Source organism: Daejeonella sp. (genome assembly GCF_046590655.1).
GTDB lineage: Bacteria > Bacteroidota > Bacteroidia > Sphingobacteriales > Sphingobacteriaceae > Daejeonella.
This window is the reverse complement of sequence record NZ_JBKJUM010000051.1, coordinates 1-17,496: the sequence shown is the minus strand read 5'-3', so window position 1 is coordinate 17,496 and position 17,496 is coordinate 1. Positions and strand designations below refer to the sequence as shown.

Annotated in this window: 10 protein-coding genes; 4 read left to right on the top strand and 6 right to left on the bottom strand. The window is 41.5% G+C overall.

Annotated elements, in window-relative coordinates:
* From ACLL8Z_RS05690 to purL, 4 genes are all read right to left on the bottom strand, one after another.
* A partial coding sequence (locus ACLL8Z_RS05690) for a methyltransferase (RefSeq protein ID WP_411273800.1) occupies window positions 1-300 on the bottom strand: 300 nt, incomplete at its 3' end.
* Window positions 300-689, bottom strand: a complete 390-nt coding sequence (locus ACLL8Z_RS05685) for a VOC family protein (RefSeq protein WP_411273799.1) — start codon at window positions 687-689, stop codon at window positions 300-302. The genes ACLL8Z_RS05685 and ACLL8Z_RS05690, both read right to left, overlap by 1 nt.
* Window positions 690-712: 23 nt before the next feature.
* Window positions 713-2,695 carry a S9 family peptidase gene (locus ACLL8Z_RS05680; protein ID WP_411273798.1) on the bottom strand — a complete coding sequence of 661 codons (1,983 nt, stop codon included), beginning with the start codon at window positions 2,693-2,695 and terminating at the stop codon, window positions 713-715.
* A gap of 64 nt (window positions 2,696-2,759) precedes the next feature.
* Window positions 2,760-4,982, bottom strand: a complete 2,223-nt coding sequence (gene purL / locus ACLL8Z_RS05675) for a phosphoribosylformylglycinamidine synthase subunit PurL (RefSeq protein ID WP_411273797.1) — start codon at window positions 4,980-4,982, stop codon at window positions 2,760-2,762.
* 350 nt (window positions 4,983-5,332) lie between these two features.
* On the opposite strand from purL, the gene ACLL8Z_RS05670 reads away from it, so the two are divergent.
* On the top strand, window positions 5,333-7,507 hold the full coding sequence (locus tag ACLL8Z_RS05670) for a glutamine synthetase III (protein ID WP_411273796.1): 2,175 nt from the start codon (window positions 5,333-5,335) through the stop codon (window positions 7,505-7,507).
* A gap of 334 nt (window positions 7,508-7,841) precedes the next feature.
* The gene (locus ACLL8Z_RS05665; protein WP_411273795.1) at window positions 7,842-9,020 is read left to right on the top strand and encodes an AIR synthase related protein; all 1,179 of its coding nucleotides are present in this window, start codon (window positions 7,842-7,844) and stop codon (window positions 9,018-9,020) included.
* Between the two features lie 88 nt (window positions 9,021-9,108).
* On the opposite strand, the gene ACLL8Z_RS05660 is transcribed toward ACLL8Z_RS05665, so the two are convergent.
* Both ACLL8Z_RS05660 and ACLL8Z_RS05655 read right to left on the bottom strand, forming a co-directional pair.
* Complete coding sequence (locus ACLL8Z_RS05660) at window positions 9,109-11,322, bottom strand: S46 family peptidase (RefSeq protein ID WP_411273794.1); 2,214 nt, start codon at window positions 11,320-11,322, stop codon at window positions 9,109-9,111.
* A 133-nt stretch (window positions 11,323-11,455) separates the two neighbouring features.
* Window positions 11,456-14,770, bottom strand: a complete 3,315-nt coding sequence (locus tag ACLL8Z_RS05655; protein ID WP_411273793.1) for a carboxypeptidase regulatory-like domain-containing protein — start codon at window positions 14,768-14,770, stop codon at window positions 11,456-11,458.
* A 341-nt stretch (window positions 14,771-15,111) separates the two neighbouring features.
* Between ACLL8Z_RS05655 and lpdA the strand changes: the two genes are divergently transcribed.
* Both lpdA and ACLL8Z_RS05645 read left to right on the top strand, forming a co-directional pair.
* Window positions 15,112-16,500, top strand: coding sequence for a dihydrolipoyl dehydrogenase (lpdA, locus tag ACLL8Z_RS05650; RefSeq protein ID WP_411273792.1), 1,389 nt, complete (start codon window positions 15,112-15,114; stop codon window positions 16,498-16,500).
* Between the two features lie 5 nt (window positions 16,501-16,505).
* Window positions 16,506-17,348, top strand: a complete 843-nt coding sequence (locus tag ACLL8Z_RS05645) for an MBL fold metallo-hydrolase (protein ID WP_411273791.1) — start codon at window positions 16,506-16,508, stop codon at window positions 17,346-17,348.
* Window positions 17,349-17,496 lie beyond the last annotated feature (148 nt).

Genomic DNA, 17,496 nt, shown 5'->3' with positions numbered 1-17,496 from the left:
AAAATGTTCTTCGAAGGAGGATCGAATCAGGCTGATTTGACGAGAGAACCGCGAGTTTCTAAAATTTAGGTCAGCTGTATCTGATGTCATGTCATCTATTTCTACAGCATCAATAGTGGCGTCGGGATATCGTTGGGCAAGCATTAATGCGATAACTCCAGTTCCTGTGCCAATTTCGAGCACCTGGCCGATATTTTCATTGCTCGCAATTGCCCCCAGAATAGCAGCATCAGTGTTTACTTTCATCCCGCAATTGGTTTGATCCACGCTGAACTGCTTAAACTGAAATACCTTACTCATCAGATTTCATAAAGCTCTAAAGGTAGTCCGTCGGGGTCAGAGAAGAATACAAAACGTTTTCCGGTGTACTCATCGACGCGTATTTCTTCAGTCAGTATACCATGCCCTTGCAGATGAACTACAGAAGCCTGAATGTCATCGACTTCGAACGCAAGATGTCTTAAGCCCTGAGCTTCGGGTCCGGACGGACGCGCGGGGGGATTAGGAAAGGAGAATAATTCTATTTGATATTCGCCGTTGACTGAAAGATCCAGCTTATATGAATCGCGTTCTTCCCGATATACTTCGTGCTGTTTTTTGAAACCGAGTATATCTATATAGAATGCTTTCGATAAAGTATAATCAGAACAAATTATTGCGACATGATGTATGGATTTGATGCTGAGCATAGTACATGATCAATTGTAATCCATTATTTTAAATATTTTCCGTACCATTCCAGATACCGTTTAAATCTGTCAGCCTGATAACTCAATGCATCGATTCCATGAAATTGACCGGGATAAATGACCAGTTCCGTTGGGACATTCAACGTTTTTAGTGCTGCATACATCTGTTCGCTCCCAACGGATGGAACATTAAAATCATTCTGACCGACCATGAATAAAGTTGGCGTTTTGATCTGATTGGCATGAGTAAAGGGATAAGATAATTTCATATATCTTTCAAGGTCTTTTGGTAACCAGGGCAAACCAACTTCTTCGTTCCACTGCAGAAGGTATTGATCTACACCGTACATGGATAGTTGCATCGCACTGCCTGCACCGCTAATTGCAGCTTTAAAGCGCTGATCTTTGGTAATGGTGTAATCGGTTAAAATTCCTCCATAGCTCCAACCTCCAATACCCAGCTTGTCGCCGTCGACCAAACCTTCTTTAACCAAATGATCTGTAGCGCTTAAAAGATCAGAGACCTCCAGGTTCCCCCAATCGCCATATATAGCCTTGCTGAAACCTGTTCCTCTCCCATTGCTTCCGCGATAATTAACTGCGGCTACCGCGTAACCTCCGGCAGCCAGCATCTGCCGCGTCAGGTCAAATGAAAATTGATCCTGAGATACCGGACCACCATGAATATATAAAACCAGGGGTAATTTCTTATTGGCTGAACCTGATGGCATTAACAGAAGACCAGAGACAAGGGTTCCATCTTCACTTTTTGACTTAAATCCCCGGACAGTCGCCAAATCTATTCCTTTTAACCAGGTCTCATTTACCTGACTTATTTGATTTAATTTGCCATTAGTTAAGGTGAAAAGATTAGCGGGATGCAGCGGATCGCTCATCACAGTCAAGTGAGATCCGGAGGGGTGTCGCTCCAGCACACTGAAACTACGGTCATCGCCAATTAGCTTTCTCATTTTGCCACTTGCCACATCCACGGATGAGATGTATTTCTGGCGATCGTCTTCCACCAGGAAAGAGATGGACTGACTATCTTTTGACCATTTTAGATTGGAAACGGGCCTGTCAAGCTCTTTCGTAAGCAGTTTGATATGACTCCCATCAGACTGCATAACAGCGAGAATGTTTTGATCGTAATTGATATAGGTATCGTCAGACGTTGACCTTAAAAAAGAAATATATTTTCCATCATCACTCCATTGGGGACTTCCATCCTTACCTTTCCAAACGGTTAGCTTTTTAGTCGGACTGCCAGCTTTCGCATCAACTACAAAAATATCTTCGTTATCATTGCGGTCCGGATCTTCAGTTGTATTACTGACAAAGGCAATTTTCGATCCGTCCGGAGACCATGAAGGAGAACCTTCATCATATTTTCCAGTGGTCAGTTGTTCCACTTTACCGCTGGCTATTTCAAGGATATACAGATGAGTAGCTCTGTTGCCGATATAACCATCAATATCCTGTTTAAAGTGATATCTGTTTGCTACGATTGGGGCTTTAATTTTAGGCTTCTTTTTTTCCGTTTCATCTTCATCTTTGACGACTAAAATTATCCTTTTACCATCTGGAGACCATTGATACCCACGCAGGTCACCTTTTATCCGGGTAAACTGTTTCGCCTCTCCTCCCCGTCTGTCCATCAGCCAGACCTGGGACTTCTCAATGCTATCTACTTTCTTGGATGACAGATAAGAAATATATCTGCCGTCCGGACTAAACTGCGCATTAGATTCGTCCTCTTCAGAGTAGGTAAGCTGGATGGTTTCCGTCCCATCCCAGCTTACCATAAATAGGTCAGACTGATTTTTATCCTTTATTGAATCCGGCGTAGAGACACTGTATATTACCCATTTCCCCTCCGGGGAGATCTTTGGAGCACTTATCGATCGAAAACGATAGACATCATTGGGAATTAATTTACGCTTGTTCGTTTGTGCATTGGCAAAAACTGCAGAAAGAACGATTGCTAAACAAAGGAATAATTTCATATTACAAATCAGGTAACGGTTAAAAAGTGAGTATATAAAAAGCAATTTACCTGATATAATTATTTTACTCTCCTAGTATATCATGCAAAACATTGTCGTACAAACCTTTCGCCTCAGCTACAGAACCAAAGCTTAATTCATCCACATTCAAATTTCCGGACGAAACTTTTCCAAGAAGACTAAATTCTGTCTCTGATGTGGCGAGCAGTTCAATAAACTCTTCCTGCTGTTCAGCTTTTACCGAAACAAGCACCCTTCCCTGTGCCTCGCCGAACAGGAATGCATCTTTACGAATATTGGAATCTGTTTCAATTTCAAATCCAAGACTATTCGGCATAGCTGATTCCAAAAGTGTTATATACAGTCCACCGTCCGAAACATCATGGGCGGACTGAATTAATTTTTGACGGATAAGCTGTTTTATAACCTGGTGCATGGCATATTCTTTTTCAAGATCAAAATATGGTGCCGGACATGCCGTTATGCCGTGGTATGAGGCCAGGTACTGGGAAGACGAAATATCATTAACACTCTCACCAACCATATAAATCAGATCACCCGTTTGTTTAAAATCGGATGTCATGAAAGTACCCAGATCGTCGAGCACACCTAACATTCCTATGGTTGGAGTAGGGAACACAGGTCCTTCATCTGATGATTGATTATAAAAGCTAACATTTCCACCCGTTACCGGCGTTTCAAATTTTGTACAGGCGGCACCCATTCCTTTGATAGCTCCAACAAACTGCCAGTAAACTTCCGGCACATAGGGATTTCCGAAATTCAGGCAGTTGGTAATAGCTACAGGCTCGCCGCCGGCGCATGTGATATTTCTTGCTGCTTCGGCAACTGCTATAGCACAACCTTTTTCAGGATCGGCATATACATATCTTGAATTACAATCCACAGATAACGCAATGGCTTTGTCTGTGCCCTTGATGCTTACAACTGCGGCATCACTCGGACGGTTAGTGGTCATAGTCCCAGTTCCCACCATAGAATCGTACTGATCAGTAACCCACCTTTTGGAAGCTATATTTGGATGAGAGATCAGGTGCTCTGCTACGGCTTTTAAATCACCAGGCTCTTTAACATCTTCAATCCTGAACTTTTGGTTTTCCTGAAAATAGGCAGGTTCTTTATAATCTCTTTTATAAACCGGTGCTCCACCTCCAAGTACAAGGTCATCGGCTGGCACATCAGCCACCAATTCCCCATTCATATAATAATGCAATCGCTTGGTGTCGGTAACTTCTCCGATAATAGCACAATTGAGGTCCCATTTATCAAAAACAGCTTCCACCTCTTTTTCACGACCCTTCTCTACAACTATAAGCATCCGCTCCTGCGATTCAGAAAGAAGAATCTCGAATGGCTTCATATTTTCCTGACGCACCGGTACCAGATCAAGGTCGATTCTCATTCCATGCTCGCCCTTTGCTGACATCTCGGAATTGGAGCAGATGATGCCCGCAGCACCCATATCCTGCATTCCAACAACGGCTCCGGTTTTTATAACTTCCAGCGTAGCTTCAAGCAAAAGTTTCTCCTGAAAAGGATCACCAACCTGTACTGCAGGCAGATCATTGATCGAGTCTTCAGTAATATTTTTAGATGCGAAGGCTGCACCATGAATTCCATCTTTTCCGGTAGCCGAACCGACAATGTACACCGGGTTTCCTACACCGTAAGATGTCGCTGACACTGTTTCACCATTTTTAACAATTCCGGCTGACATGGCATTCACCAAAGGATTAACCGTATAACACTCATCAAAAAACAATTCGCCCCCTACTGTTGGAATACCAAATGCATTCCCGTAATCGCCAATACCCTTTACAACACCTTTAATAAGCCACTTCGTGCGTTCCTGTTCAGGATCGCCAAAGCGTAAAGAATTTAGTTGTGCAATTGGCCTTGCACCCATAGTAAAAATATCACGGTTAATCCCTCCTACTCCCGTAGCTGCTCCCTGATAGGGTTCCAGTGCCGAAGGGTGGTTGTGGGATTCTATTTTAAACACACAGGCAATGTCGTCCCCTAAATCAACCATTCCAGCGTTTTCTTCACCAGCTTTCGCCAGCATCCTCGGACCATCTTTTGGCAGCGTTTTTAGCCAGGTAATCGAGTTTTTGTACGAACAGTGTTCACTCCACATAACCGAAAATATAGATAGCTCAGTAAAGTTTGGGGTACGCCCTAATATTTCCTTTATTCTATCAAATTCTTCGGGAAGCAAGCCAAGATCTTTAGCGGTTTCGATGGTGGTAAGTTGCAAATTTTCCAATATAGCGGGGTTTGTTTTGGGAAGGTCAAAAGTAGGAAAAAGTTATAAGTAGTAAGTTGTATGTTGTATGTTATTAAGTTGTAAGTTATTAAGTTTTAAGTTTTAGGTTGTAAGTTGTAAGTTTTAAGTTTTAGTCAGTTGGTAATGTGTTGCACGAAAATTAATGATCGAGTTTCCCATTTATGATCCTGGTTTCGCACAACTTATTACTTATAACTTATAACCTACAACTCCTTAAAACGTTTTCAAGACTAAATTGTAATTTTTACACATAATATTTGCAATATCCCCTTCATTTTCTAATACAAAAGACTATTTTTAACGAAATTTAATTAAAACTGAACAAAAACATGTCATCTTTAAGATTTCAAGCATTAAATGCAGTTCTTTCCAGAACAACTCCTGAAGTAAAAATCCCTTCAGCTAAGCCTTCTGAATATTTCAATGTAAATGTCTTCAATCAAAAAAAGATGAAAGACAGTTTATCTAAAGAAGCCTTTAATAGTATTGAACATTCAATCGATTCTGGCTCCCCTATCGACCGGGCTATTTCGGAACAAGTAGCTTCAGCAATGAAATCATGGGCAATCGGAAAAGGGGCTACCCACTATACTCACTGGTTTCAACCTCTCACAGGATCAACTGCTGAGAAACATGATTCGTTTTTTGAGCCTGGTTCTGACGGTCAGGGATTAGATAAATTTTCAGGAGAAGCGTTATCACAACAAGAGCCTGACGCATCAAGTTTCCCAAATGGAGGTATTCGCAGCACTTTCGAAGCCCGTGGCTACACTGCCTGGGATCCTTCCTCACCCGCATTTATTATGGGAAACACTTTGTGTATCCCAACAGTATTTGTTTCTTATACCGGAGAGGCTCTGGATTACAAAGCCCCATTATTAAAAGCACTGGGCGTGATGGACAGGGCGGCCGTTGCTGTAGCTCAATATTTTGATAAAGGCATTGAAAAAGTAAATGCATCATTAGGAATTGAGCAGGAGTATTTCCTGGTAGACTTGGCATTATTCAATGCACGTCCTGATCTTTATCTGACCGGCCGGACATTATTTGGCCACATGTCCGCTAAAAATCAGCAGCTTGACGATCATTATTTTGGCTCTATTCCTGATCGGGTTCTGGCCTTTATGCAGGAACTGGAAATCGAATCGATCAAACTTGGTATACCTTTAAAAACCCGCCACAATGAAGTTGCGCCTTCACAATTTGAGTGTGCTCCAATTTACGAGGAAATAAACCTTGCAATCGATCATAATTCGTTACTGATGGATTTGATGGATAAGATTGCCCGGAGACACAACTTTAAAGTTTTACTGCATGAGAAGCCTTACGCTGGCATAAACGGCTCTGGTAAACACAATAACTGGTCGCTAATAACTAACACCGGTAAAAATCTACTTGCTCCGGGCAAAACACCGAAGAACAATCTGATGTTTCTTACATTTTTTGTAAATACCATTAGAGCAGTTTTCGAATACTCCGACTTATTAAGAGCTTCAATCGCATCCGTCAATAATGATCACCGTTTGGGAGCAAATGAAGCCCCTCCGGCTATCATTTCAATGTTCCTGGGCAGCCAGTTAAGCGACCTTTTGGACGAAATTGAAACTTCAAGAGTAACTTCTAAAATGAAGCAGGAGCCAGCGCTGTGGACTGCTATCCCTAAAGTTCCACAAATTCTTCTCGATAATACTGATCGTAACCGTACTTCTCCTCTCGCATTTACTGGAAACAAGTTTGAGTTGCGTGCGGTTGGTTCATCGGCAAATTCAGCAAATCCAATGACTGTTCTCAACCTGATTGTAGCTGATCAGCTGAACAAGTTCAAAGCAGAAGTCGATAAATTAATCAAAAAAGGTGAGAAAAAGGATGTGGCGATCATGACAGTAATTAAGCGCTACATCAAAGAGTCAAAAGCTATCAGGTTCGAGGGAAATGGTTATAGCGATGAGTGGGCAAAAGAAGCTGAAAAGCGAGGCTTATCAAACATTAAGACCACTCCTAAAGCTTTGGACGTACTTTTAGATCCTAAAACAGATAAATTATTCGAAGACACCGGTGTATTTAGCAAACGCGAGTCGCACGCACGCCACGAAATTTTATTAGAAAGCTATTTCAAAAAACTACAGATCGAAGCACGTGTAATGGGTGAGCTTGTAGACAACGTCATCATTCCAACGGCTATCAGCTATCAAACTACACTTATTGAAAATGTAAAAGGCTTGAAAGACATCGGCCTGAGCGAAGACACCTATGAAGCTCAAATGGATATTATCAAAAAGATCTCTGAGCATGTTAATTTTATCAAAACTAACAATAAAAAGATGATCGATGAGCGTAAGAAAGCTAACAATATCGAAGATGTAAGGGATAAATCTATTGCTTACGACGAGAAAGTAAAATCGTTTTTTGATCCTATCCGTTACCATGTTGACAAACTTGAGCAGTTAGTTGACGATGCTAAATGGCCGCTACCGAAGTTTAGGGAATTGCTTTTTATTAAGTAGTTGCTGCGCTCGCAACGACAAAAAGAATATGCAATCATAATAAACTATGTCTTTGCGAGGAGGTACGACGAAGCAATCTAAGGCCGTCGGGATTGCTTCACTGCGTTCGCAATGACAACAAGGAGTTCGTATGACACCTTTATAAGAAATGCCCTGCTTCCAGTGGGGCTTTTTCTTTTAATTGAGTATGGAGAGTTGAGAGTTTCTGCAAATCAAATCCCTGACTCTCCGATCAGTCTTGATACTCGATACTCAATACTTGATACTCAATACTTGATACTCGATAACTGGATACTTTTCTAGCAACTAACAACTATTCACTAACTTTGCGCCAATGTCAAACCTCAAATACAACCAGCGCGGCGTTTCTGCTGATAAAGAAGATGTGCACAATGCCATCAGGAATATAGATAAAGGAATTTTCCCAAAAGCATTCTGCAAAATAATACCTGATATATTGGGTAAAGACGAGGCATATTGCAATATTATGCATGCTGACGGCGCAGGAACTAAGTCTTCCCTCGCCTATGTATATTGGAAAGAAACCGGAGATCTTTCCGTTTGGAAGGGAATTGCTCAGGATGCGATAATAATGAACCTGGACGACCTGCTTTGCGTTGGTGCCACAGATAACATTCTGTTATCATCAACTATTGGCAGAAATAAGAATCTTATACCTGGTGAGGTTATCGCTGAAATCATCAACGGAACTGAAGAAATTCTTCACGAACTAAGGGAAATGGGGATAGGCATATATTCCACTGGAGGAGAAACAGCCGATGTGGGTGATATTGTACGGACCATCATAGTTGATTCAACCGTTACCTGCCGGATGAAAAAGTCTGACGTCATATCGAATGATAAGATCCAGGCGGGCGACGTCATTGTAGGACTTTCTTCCTACGGAAAAGCAACTTATGAGAAAGAGTATAATGGCGGAATAGGTTCAAATGGCCTGACTTCTGCCCGGCATGATGTTTTTCATAAATATGTTGGGGAGAAATATCCCGAGAGCTATGACCCTGCAGTTCCTTATGAACTTATTTTTTCAGGAAGTAAAAAATTAACGGACGAGATCACCATAAAAGGATTTGAGCCTATTACCGCCGGAAAGCTGGTGCTTTCTCCTACGCGCACTTATGCACCCATTGTTAAGAAGGTACTAGACAGATATCGTGCAGACATCCACGGAATAGTCCATTGCAGCGGTGGAGCCCAAACAAAGATCCTTCATTTTATCGACGATCTCCATATTATCAAGGATAATTTACTGGAAATACCACCGCTCTTCAAGTTAATTCAGGAACAATCAGGAACGGATTGGGGAGAAATGTATAAAGTCTTCAATATGGGTCACCGGATGGAATTCTACGTGCCGGAAAAAATTGCACAGTACATTATAGATATTTCAGAGGAATTCAATGTCGATGCGCAAATCGTTGGTCGTGTGGAAAAAGCGGACAAAAAAAAGGTGACGATTAGGTCACCTTTTGGGGAATATGTATACCCCTAGCGTGGTAGTTACCAGTTGCCTGTTACCAGTTACCAGACTGGCTGGACCAGACGCTTAGCCTGGTAAAGGGCAACCGGTAACGGGTAACTCATTCCGTCTTCCTCATTATCAACTTATCCTTAGGCACCGGTAATTTATTTCTTCTGATATCAAGTTCTTCAATGATATTTTTTGCACCACCCAATACATCGATACACCATAAAACAAATCTTGCATCGACAGAAATTGTGCGTTTGTACTGCTTATCGAAAGCAATATCCCCACTCATTGCTTCCCAGTTGCCATCGAATGCCAGGCCTATTAGCTCGCCATCGCCATTTAAAACCGGCGATCCTGAATTACCTCCAGTGATATCATTATTGCTAATAAAACCTACTGTCAGGGTTCCATTTTCACCATATTCCCTGAAATCACGTTTTGCATAGGCATCAAGCAGGGACTTAGGAAGATCAAATTCGTCATCACCTGGCTGGTACTTCGCAACCATTCCGTCGATGGTAGTCTTCACCTCATAAGTAATTCCGTCCTTCGGACTGTAATTCTGGATCTGTCCGTAACTGATCCGCATGGTAGAATTCGCATCAGGATAAATTAATGCCCCTTTGTTTTTCTCGAGCAACGATTTTAGGTAAAGGTTGTCTAAACGAGTCTTTGTCGCTTGAAAATCGCTTATTGTTGTTCCGAAATTATTTTTGACATAGTCTGCAGGAATAAGATTTACGGCGTACATATATCCGGGATCTTTTTCGAGCGCTTCTTTTGTGGGATTAGCCAAAAATGCCCTTAATTTCACCGGGTCGATCAGTGCACTGTTCTTCCACAGATATTCAGCATAATTCTCGAAAGTAGCCTGCGGAGAGCCTTTCCAATAATTTTCAGCAATGAGGGTTATGAATTTCGGGTGCTGGGTTTTCGGTACATCAGTATAAAAACCCGTCAAGATCTGAGCAAAGATTTTCCTATCTGCATTTTCCAGGTAGGTCTTCTCATAACCACTTACCAAATTATTCAAATTGGTATTCATCTGTTTGATATAAGCGGCATCATCCTTACGGGTGTTCATTGAGCTTACAAGAGAACCAAATTGAGATGCATTTCTAACCCAGGGTGAAGCTAGTAAACCTTCGTTTATGTACGTCAAATGAACAGCATATGGATCATAAATTTCGTAGGCCGACTTATACTGTGTCATCAAATTAGATACTTCTGGTTTGGAAGCGGCCCACGTTGTAAAACCTGCCTCTTCTTTTTGCTTACTTTCGTATATTTTAAGACGCTTTAATTGTTCTGTCTGGCCTATATAGTATTTCCAGTAGTTAGCGATATTTGCATACTGAGAGGACATTTTCAGTCGTACATCAACATTCTTATCCATCTCCTCTTTCCAGGCTTTCAAGCGGATATCGCGAAGTTTCACCGTTGTGGGGTTCGTTTTTTCAGTTGCTGTCTGCACTCCATAAGAGGTCAGGTAGCGGTCTGTACGACCGGGAAAACCATAGACCATTGCAAAATCGCCATTCTTGACACCCTTTATAGATATTGGTAACGATTTTTTGGGTGTGTAGGGTTTATTTGTTGCAGAATAAGTTGCTGCCTTGTTATTGGCATCTGCATAAACCCGGAAAATTGAGAAATCACCCGTATGGCGTGGCCATTCCCAGTTATCGGTATCCCCACCGTATTTTCCAATTGACTGGGGAGGGACTCCAACTAAACGAACATCACTAAACCTTTCGTAAATAAAAAGGAGAAATTGGTTTGCTTTGTAAACATCACGCACATCTGCTTCCATAGCTGTACCGGCAGTAACGTCGGTAGTAATTTGCTTGCTAATTTCAGCAATTTTTGCAGCTCTGTCTTTTTCCTGCACTCCTGCAAGAGCTGCCATTACCTTAGGAGTTACATCTTCCATACGAACGAGAAAACGAACAAATAATCCTGGTATTGGCTTTTCTTCCTGGTAAGATTTTGCATAAAATCCATTGTCCAGAATGTTATCCTGTGGAGTCGAATTGGATGCCGCAGCATCATAACCGCAATGATGATTGGTGAAGATTAATCCATTTTTCGAAACGATTTCTCCGGTACAAAAGCCACCGAAAGACACAATTGCATCCTTTATACTGGCTTTATTAACACTGTAGAGGTCTTCGGGAGTTAGTTTAAAACCCTGTTTTTTCATTTGCTCATAGTTTTTACCAATGAGCATCGGCAGCCACATACCTTCGTCAGCTTTTGCCAGGTTATTTAGACCGAGAGCAAACACTAACAGCAATGCTACCGCGTATTTTAATCTGTTCATAAAATTTGATTTATTTATTGGTTGCAGCAAATATAAGCGACCAGACTGCTAAATGTTTCAAAATGAGGCTAAAATTTTGGAAACAAAAAAACCCGCTGCTGTTAGGAGCGGGTTATTTATCCGTTGAGGCTTCTTATTGGAAGTTATAACGGAAGCCGAATTGCATGTAATATGTAGATGCAAATGTTTGACTGGTGCCAAAAGTAGTATCTACAGGTTTATTATTGAAAGTGTTTAACCAGAAAGTGGGTTTGGTTGTACCGCCTGGCATAAGTGCCGCTACGTTCTGAGGAACAAGAATACCAGCAGAATTTACGAAGTTAACATTCCCCCATCCGCTATTTAGCAAGTTACCAAAGTTCAAAATATCTAAGTTGAACTGGAATGAGTTTTTTGTTTTTCCAAAATTCCTAAATACTTCCTGAGTTAATCTCACGTCAACCTGATTTCTCCATGGAAGTTTACCTCCATTACGTTCAGCGTAATTACCCTTATTCTCGCTTAGATATTTATCCTGGTTGATATAAGCCATGAATAAGTCACTTTGCTGCTGCGGGGTATAAGCCACACCGCCTGTTGCAAGTGAGGCAGGGCGGTTTGCAAACGTAATTTCACTTGCATCTCTAGGGATATAGATCAAATCATTAAACGCTCCATCACGATTGAAATCTGATGTATACGTATAAGAGAATCTTCCCTGGTGCGAAGCTTCATAGAATAATGAAATATTAGTTGCTAAATTCTTAAAGTACTCTCTTCTTAAAGATAAGCTACCAATAACCCTGTGCGGTACGTTTCCTCCAAAATAGCTTAAACCAGCATTGTTTCCAGTTGTACTGGTTAGGATGGATGTCCATGTATTAAGCAACTGGTCACCGTTGCCGTCGAATAAAGTCTGTTGCTCGCTTCTGGTGTAAGACGCTGTAGCATATAAGCCGCGTCCGAATGACTTGTTTAAGGTTGCTGTTAGGTACCAGGAATGGCCTTCATTTGAATTAGCTAGCAAAATCGGGTTAAAAGCTCCTGTTGCAGTTGCACTTGCCTGTCCTGTTGATGTTAATTTATTAATAAACTTATCAACGGGCAAATTACCATAAATTGGACGATTATCTGGGTAACCTGCCACGTTCAAAGCCGCAGGAGTTTTAAGGTTTACGTTTGTGCCTTTTGCTATATTAAGGTCTTTATTGTAAATACCCTCCAATGTTGCAGTTATACCCCAAGGCAATTTAGCATCAACTGCCAAATTACTTTTCCAGGTTTGGGGAAATTTAAAGTTTGGATCGATAGCGCTTAGTGTCGAAGGAATAGAGGTTCCTGCTGCAGGCGGAGTTGCCGGAAGATAGGCTCTGATATTTGGATTAAAAGGTCCGGGAGTATTTGCCTGACCATTGAAATTTTGAGTAAACTGAAGCAGTCCAGCATCACCAGACTGTGCAACTATCCAAACGAAAGGAACTTTAGTTGTAAAAATGCCCGTTCCCCCACGCACCTGTAACGAACGATCACCTTTTACATCGTAATTAAATCCAAAACGTGGCGACCAAAGGATTCTGTTCTCAGGTAATACACCTGTATCGTATTTTAATCCATTTTCGAATGACAGTGGGGCCACCAGAGGATGGGTTCTAATTTCAGGAACATCAGGATATGATGTAAGTTCAGCACGAAGACCTGCGGTCAATCTCAACTTCTCGCCAACATTGAAAGCGTCCTGAACGTAGGCTGCATACTGTGAAAATTTGAAGGTTGAGAAAGCCTGAGTATATCCAGGAGATAAAGAGAAAGTAATTGCATAATCATTCGGCTTCGCTCCATTTACAAAGTCAGCCCAGGAGTTAAAACGGTACGCTCCCGTACCAAAACGCTGGAAACCATTCTGAGTAGTACTAAAATCAGCCTGTGCGCCAAGAGTTACTTCGTGTGCTCCAAGGCTAAGGGTTAAGTTATCGGTGAAAGAATAAGTTTTTACGTCTCTAAGGTTACCAAAAGTAAAAGGTTCGTAGCCAAAAGTTGTGAAAGCCTGACCATCTTTCATGATATCAACCAATGGAAATATTTCACTCTCAGAACTTCTCGGATCGTTCTGATGGGTAAAACTCCCTCTGAAACTGTTGGCAACTTTAGCCCCGAAAGATGAATTTAGCTCCCCGGCAAGTGAATACTGATTTGCTTCCTGGAAGTAAGTTGAATTACTAAATCCTAAATGCTGAATGCTTCCGCGTCCCCCATTATTTGGAAAGAAAAACCCCGCTCCAGTTGTAGAAGTACTGGTAGGGTTCGGTGATTTACTTTCAACCTGGTTGTAACGAATATTAAAACGATGATTATTATTTATGTTCCAGTCTAAGCGGGCAAGAAACTTATAGTTATTTGACTTATTGTTAAAACCCTGGTATACACCCGGGTCGTAACCGTAAGTATTTATCAAATAATTTTTAATCATATCAAGCTCTCCGGCAGTAGGACGAGCAACATTGTTATTACCTCCTCCGAAAGGAGAACCTGGTGTCGATGCAATACGAGTAGAACCTGGTGTAACCTGATCCTGGCGCTCTATATTTGCAAAGAAGAATAATTTGTTTTGTATGATTGGTCCCCCAAGACTGGCTCCTACCTGTCGAACACTGATTTTCCCAAGGGTTACTTTATTACCATCAACCTTATCCCCCTGATATCCTTCATTTCTGAAGTTAAAGAAAGCACCACCAAAAAAATCATTTCTTCCTGATCGTGTAACTGCATTGATTGACGCTCCGGTGAAACCCGATAACTTAACATCAAACGGTGCTACACTTACTGCGATCTCTTCAATTGCATCGATCGAAATTGGTGAGCCACCTGCTGGTAGATTTCCGCCAATACCAAATTGGTTGTTGAAATCTGATCCGTCCACGGTAAAGTTGTTTTGACGATAGTTACCACCACCGATTGCAGGCCCGTTATTTCCGGTTGTTGATGCTTGGGGAGTGAATTTAGTAAGATCGTTCACACTTCTTGAAATAGTAGGTACCGAGGCTATCTGAGTTCTACCCACGTTTGTAGTTGCTCCGGTTCTGTCGGCGTTTAACACCGAGTTGGGATCTGATGCTGTGATAACTACTTCCTGTAGTTCTCTGCCAGATGCGCTCATAGTTACGTTAAGTTGGTAGGGCTCACCCAATTTCAGCATAACTCCGCTATAAGATTCTGTTTTATAACCAACATAAGTTACATCGATCTGGTATGGACCCCCGACACGCATGTTAGGAATATTAAACCTACCGTCCGCACCTGTAGAAGAACCGTATACAGTTCCTGTTGGCTGGTGGGTAGCTTTAACAGTGGCCCCTATTAGTGTTTCCTGAGAATCACGAACAGTACCCGTTAAACTACTTGAAGTTACCTGAGCAATTGCGCCTATTGCACCAAGCATAACAATAAATGTTAAGAGTAAAAACTTCTTCATAAAATTTTCTTTAAATGTGAGATTGAAACAATTGGCTGTTTGAATTTGCGGCAAAGATAAAGAGCTTTTTTCACTCTGAAACAATTTCAATGTTAAGATAATATTAATTCTATCGATTTACGCACTTGTATTATAATGTGATACTGTTTTTTTCCACACCTATTTCGCATAAGTAAAATTATAGAGAAGCTGATGACTGCATATGTCCATAAATCTTTCTGGTTGCCCAGGACTGCGTAGAACACTGATAAATTTTGGAATATGGTTTCATTATCATATCACATATAAAACTAATTATCTAAGTTTGTTACGAAATATCCAATACATGACAAAATAGGAATATGAATTACGACATTATAATTATAGGAAGCGGCCCGGGTGGATATGTAGCGGCTATTCGCGCATCACAATTAGGATTAAAAGTTGCCATCGTAGAACGCGAATCCCTGGGTGGTATTTGCCTGAACTGGGGATGTATTCCCACAAAAGCGCTGTTGAAAAGTGCTAATGTTTTTGAATATATTACTCACGCAGCAGATTATGGAATAAAAGTTCAGGGTTCTGAGGTAGAATTTGACTCTATTATCAAAAGGAGCCGTGGTATTGCAGATGGAATGAGTAAGGGTGTTCAATTCCTGATGAAAAAGAACAAGATCGAAGTGATAATGGGGGTTGGTAAATTAAAAAAGGATAAAAAAGTAGAGGTAAAAGGCGCCGATGGCGCAACGGTTGAATATACAGCCAAAAATATTATCCTGGCTACTGGCGGACGTTCAAGAGAACTCCCCAACCTGACGCAGGACGGTAAAAAGGTAATTGGTTATCGCCAGGCCATGTCGTTGCCAGAGCAACCTAAATCTATGGTAGTCGTAGGGTCAGGGGCTATCGGAGTAGAATTTGCATACTTCTACAATGCAATTGGAACAAAGGTTACTATAGTTGAATACCTTGATAATATAGTACCGGTAGAAGATGAAGACGTTTCGAAGCAATTACTACGCAGTCTCAAAAAATCTGGAATCAGTATCATGACAGGTGCAAATGTTGAATCCGTTGATGCCAGCGGGAAAACTTGCAAGGTTCAGGTGAAATCTGCCGCAGGAACTGAAACCCTGGAATGCGATATCGTATTATCTGCAGTGGGCGTAACTCCTAACATTGAAAACATAGGGCTTGAAGAAGTTGGTGTGAAAGTAGACAAAGGACGGATTACAGTTGATGATTTTTACAAAACCAATATCGATGGTGTTTATGCTATTGGAGATATTGTAAAAGGCCAGGCTTTAGCACATGTAGCTTCTGCTGAAGGCATAATCTGTGTCGAAAAAATTGCAGGACATCATCCTGAGCCATTAAACTATAACAATATTCCAGGATGTACTTATTGTTCGCCTGAGATTGCTTCAGTAGGTTACACAGAAAAAGCAGCCAAGGAAGCTGGTTATGAAGTTAAAGTGGGGAAATTTCCATTTTCAGCTTCGGGAAAAGCCAGTGCAGCGGGCGCAAAAGACGGCTTTGTTAAAGTCATTTTTGATGCCAAATATGGGGAATTCCTTGGCGCACATATGATCGGCGCTAATGTTACAGAAATGATTGCCGAAGTGGTGGTTGCGCGCAAATTAGAAACCACTGGTATGGACATCGTTAAGACCGTGCACCCCCACCCTACTATGAGTGAAGCGATTATGGAGGCAGCGGCGGATGCGTATGGTGAAGTGATCCACTTGTAATTAATATGAAACTCTACACTGTAAACGCTGGTTACTTTAAATTAGACGGTGGTGCGATGTTTGGTGTGGTCCCAAAATCGATGTGGCAGAAAACCAACCCTGCGGACGAAAACAACCTGTGTTCCTGGGCAATGCGTTGCCTGCTGATAGTAGATGAAGACAGGGTCATTTTGATCGACAACGGGATAGGCAATAAACAGGATGAGAAGTTTTTGAAGCATTATTATTTGCATGGCGAAGATACTTTGGAAAAATCTCTTGCCAGCCATGGCTTTACCAAAGATAATATTACAGATGTTTTCCTTACACATCTTCATTTTGATCATTGCGGAGGCTCAATCGAAAAGAATTCGGAGGGCAATCTTGTACCTGCATTTAAAAATGCGACATACTGGAGTAACCGGGCACACTGGGAGTGGGCTGTAATTCCAAATGATAGGGAAAAAGCTTCATTTTTGAAAGAGAATATTCTGCCCATCCAGGAAAGCGGGTGTTTGAAATTTGTTGACAATAAGGATGGAGTTGCATTTACTGAAAATATTAAAATAAGATTTGCCTGTGGCCATACCGATGCTATGATGCTTCCGCAAATCAGCTACAAAGGGAAGACAATTTTATATATGGCTGACTTATTGCCTTCGGTAGGTCACGTCCCATTGCCATATGTAATGGCGTATGATATGTTTCCAATAAAAACCCTGGAGGAAAAGAAAAAGTACTTTGAAGAAGCCGTTAAAAACGAATATATATTATACCTGGAGCATGATCCGGTAAATGAATGTTGTACCCTCCAAAATACGGATAAGGGTATCCGCGTTAAGGATACGTTCCAATTGACGGATATCTGAGGTTGGAAGTCGGAGGTCGGAGGTCAGAAGTCGGAAAAAAAATCGTAACTTGAACGCTTATCCTCAGACCTCAGACCTCAGACCTCAGACCTCAGACCTCAGACCTCAGACCTCAGACCTCAGACCTCAGACCTCAGACCTCAGACCT

Bases quoted from the DNA above. Each gene is read 5' to 3' on its own strand.
- ACLL8Z_RS05685 (WP_411273799.1), bottom strand. From the start codon at position 689: ATGCTCAGCATCAAATCCATACATCATGTCGCAATAATTTGTTCTGAT.
- ACLL8Z_RS05680 (WP_411273798.1), bottom strand. From the start codon at position 2,695: ATGAAATTATTCCTTTGTTTAGCAATCGTTCTTTCTGCAGTTTTTGCC.
- ACLL8Z_RS05670 (WP_411273796.1), top strand. From the start codon at position 5,333: ATGTCATCTTTAAGATTTCAAGCATTAAATGCAGTTCTTTCCAGAACA.
- ACLL8Z_RS05665 (WP_411273795.1), top strand. From the start codon at position 7,842: ATGTCAAACCTCAAATACAACCAGCGCGGCGTTTCTGCTGATAAAGAA.
- ACLL8Z_RS05660 (WP_411273794.1), bottom strand. From the start codon at position 11,322: ATGAACAGATTAAAATACGCGGTAGCATTGCTGTTAGTGTTTGCTCTC.
- ACLL8Z_RS05655 (WP_411273793.1), bottom strand. From the start codon at position 14,770: ATGAAGAAGTTTTTACTCTTAACATTTATTGTTATGCTTGGTGCAATA.
- lpdA (WP_411273792.1), top strand. From the start codon at position 15,112: ATGAATTACGACATTATAATTATAGGAAGCGGCCCGGGTGGATATGTA.
- ACLL8Z_RS05645 (WP_411273791.1), top strand. From the start codon at position 16,506: ATGAAACTCTACACTGTAAACGCTGGTTACTTTAAATTAGACGGTGGT.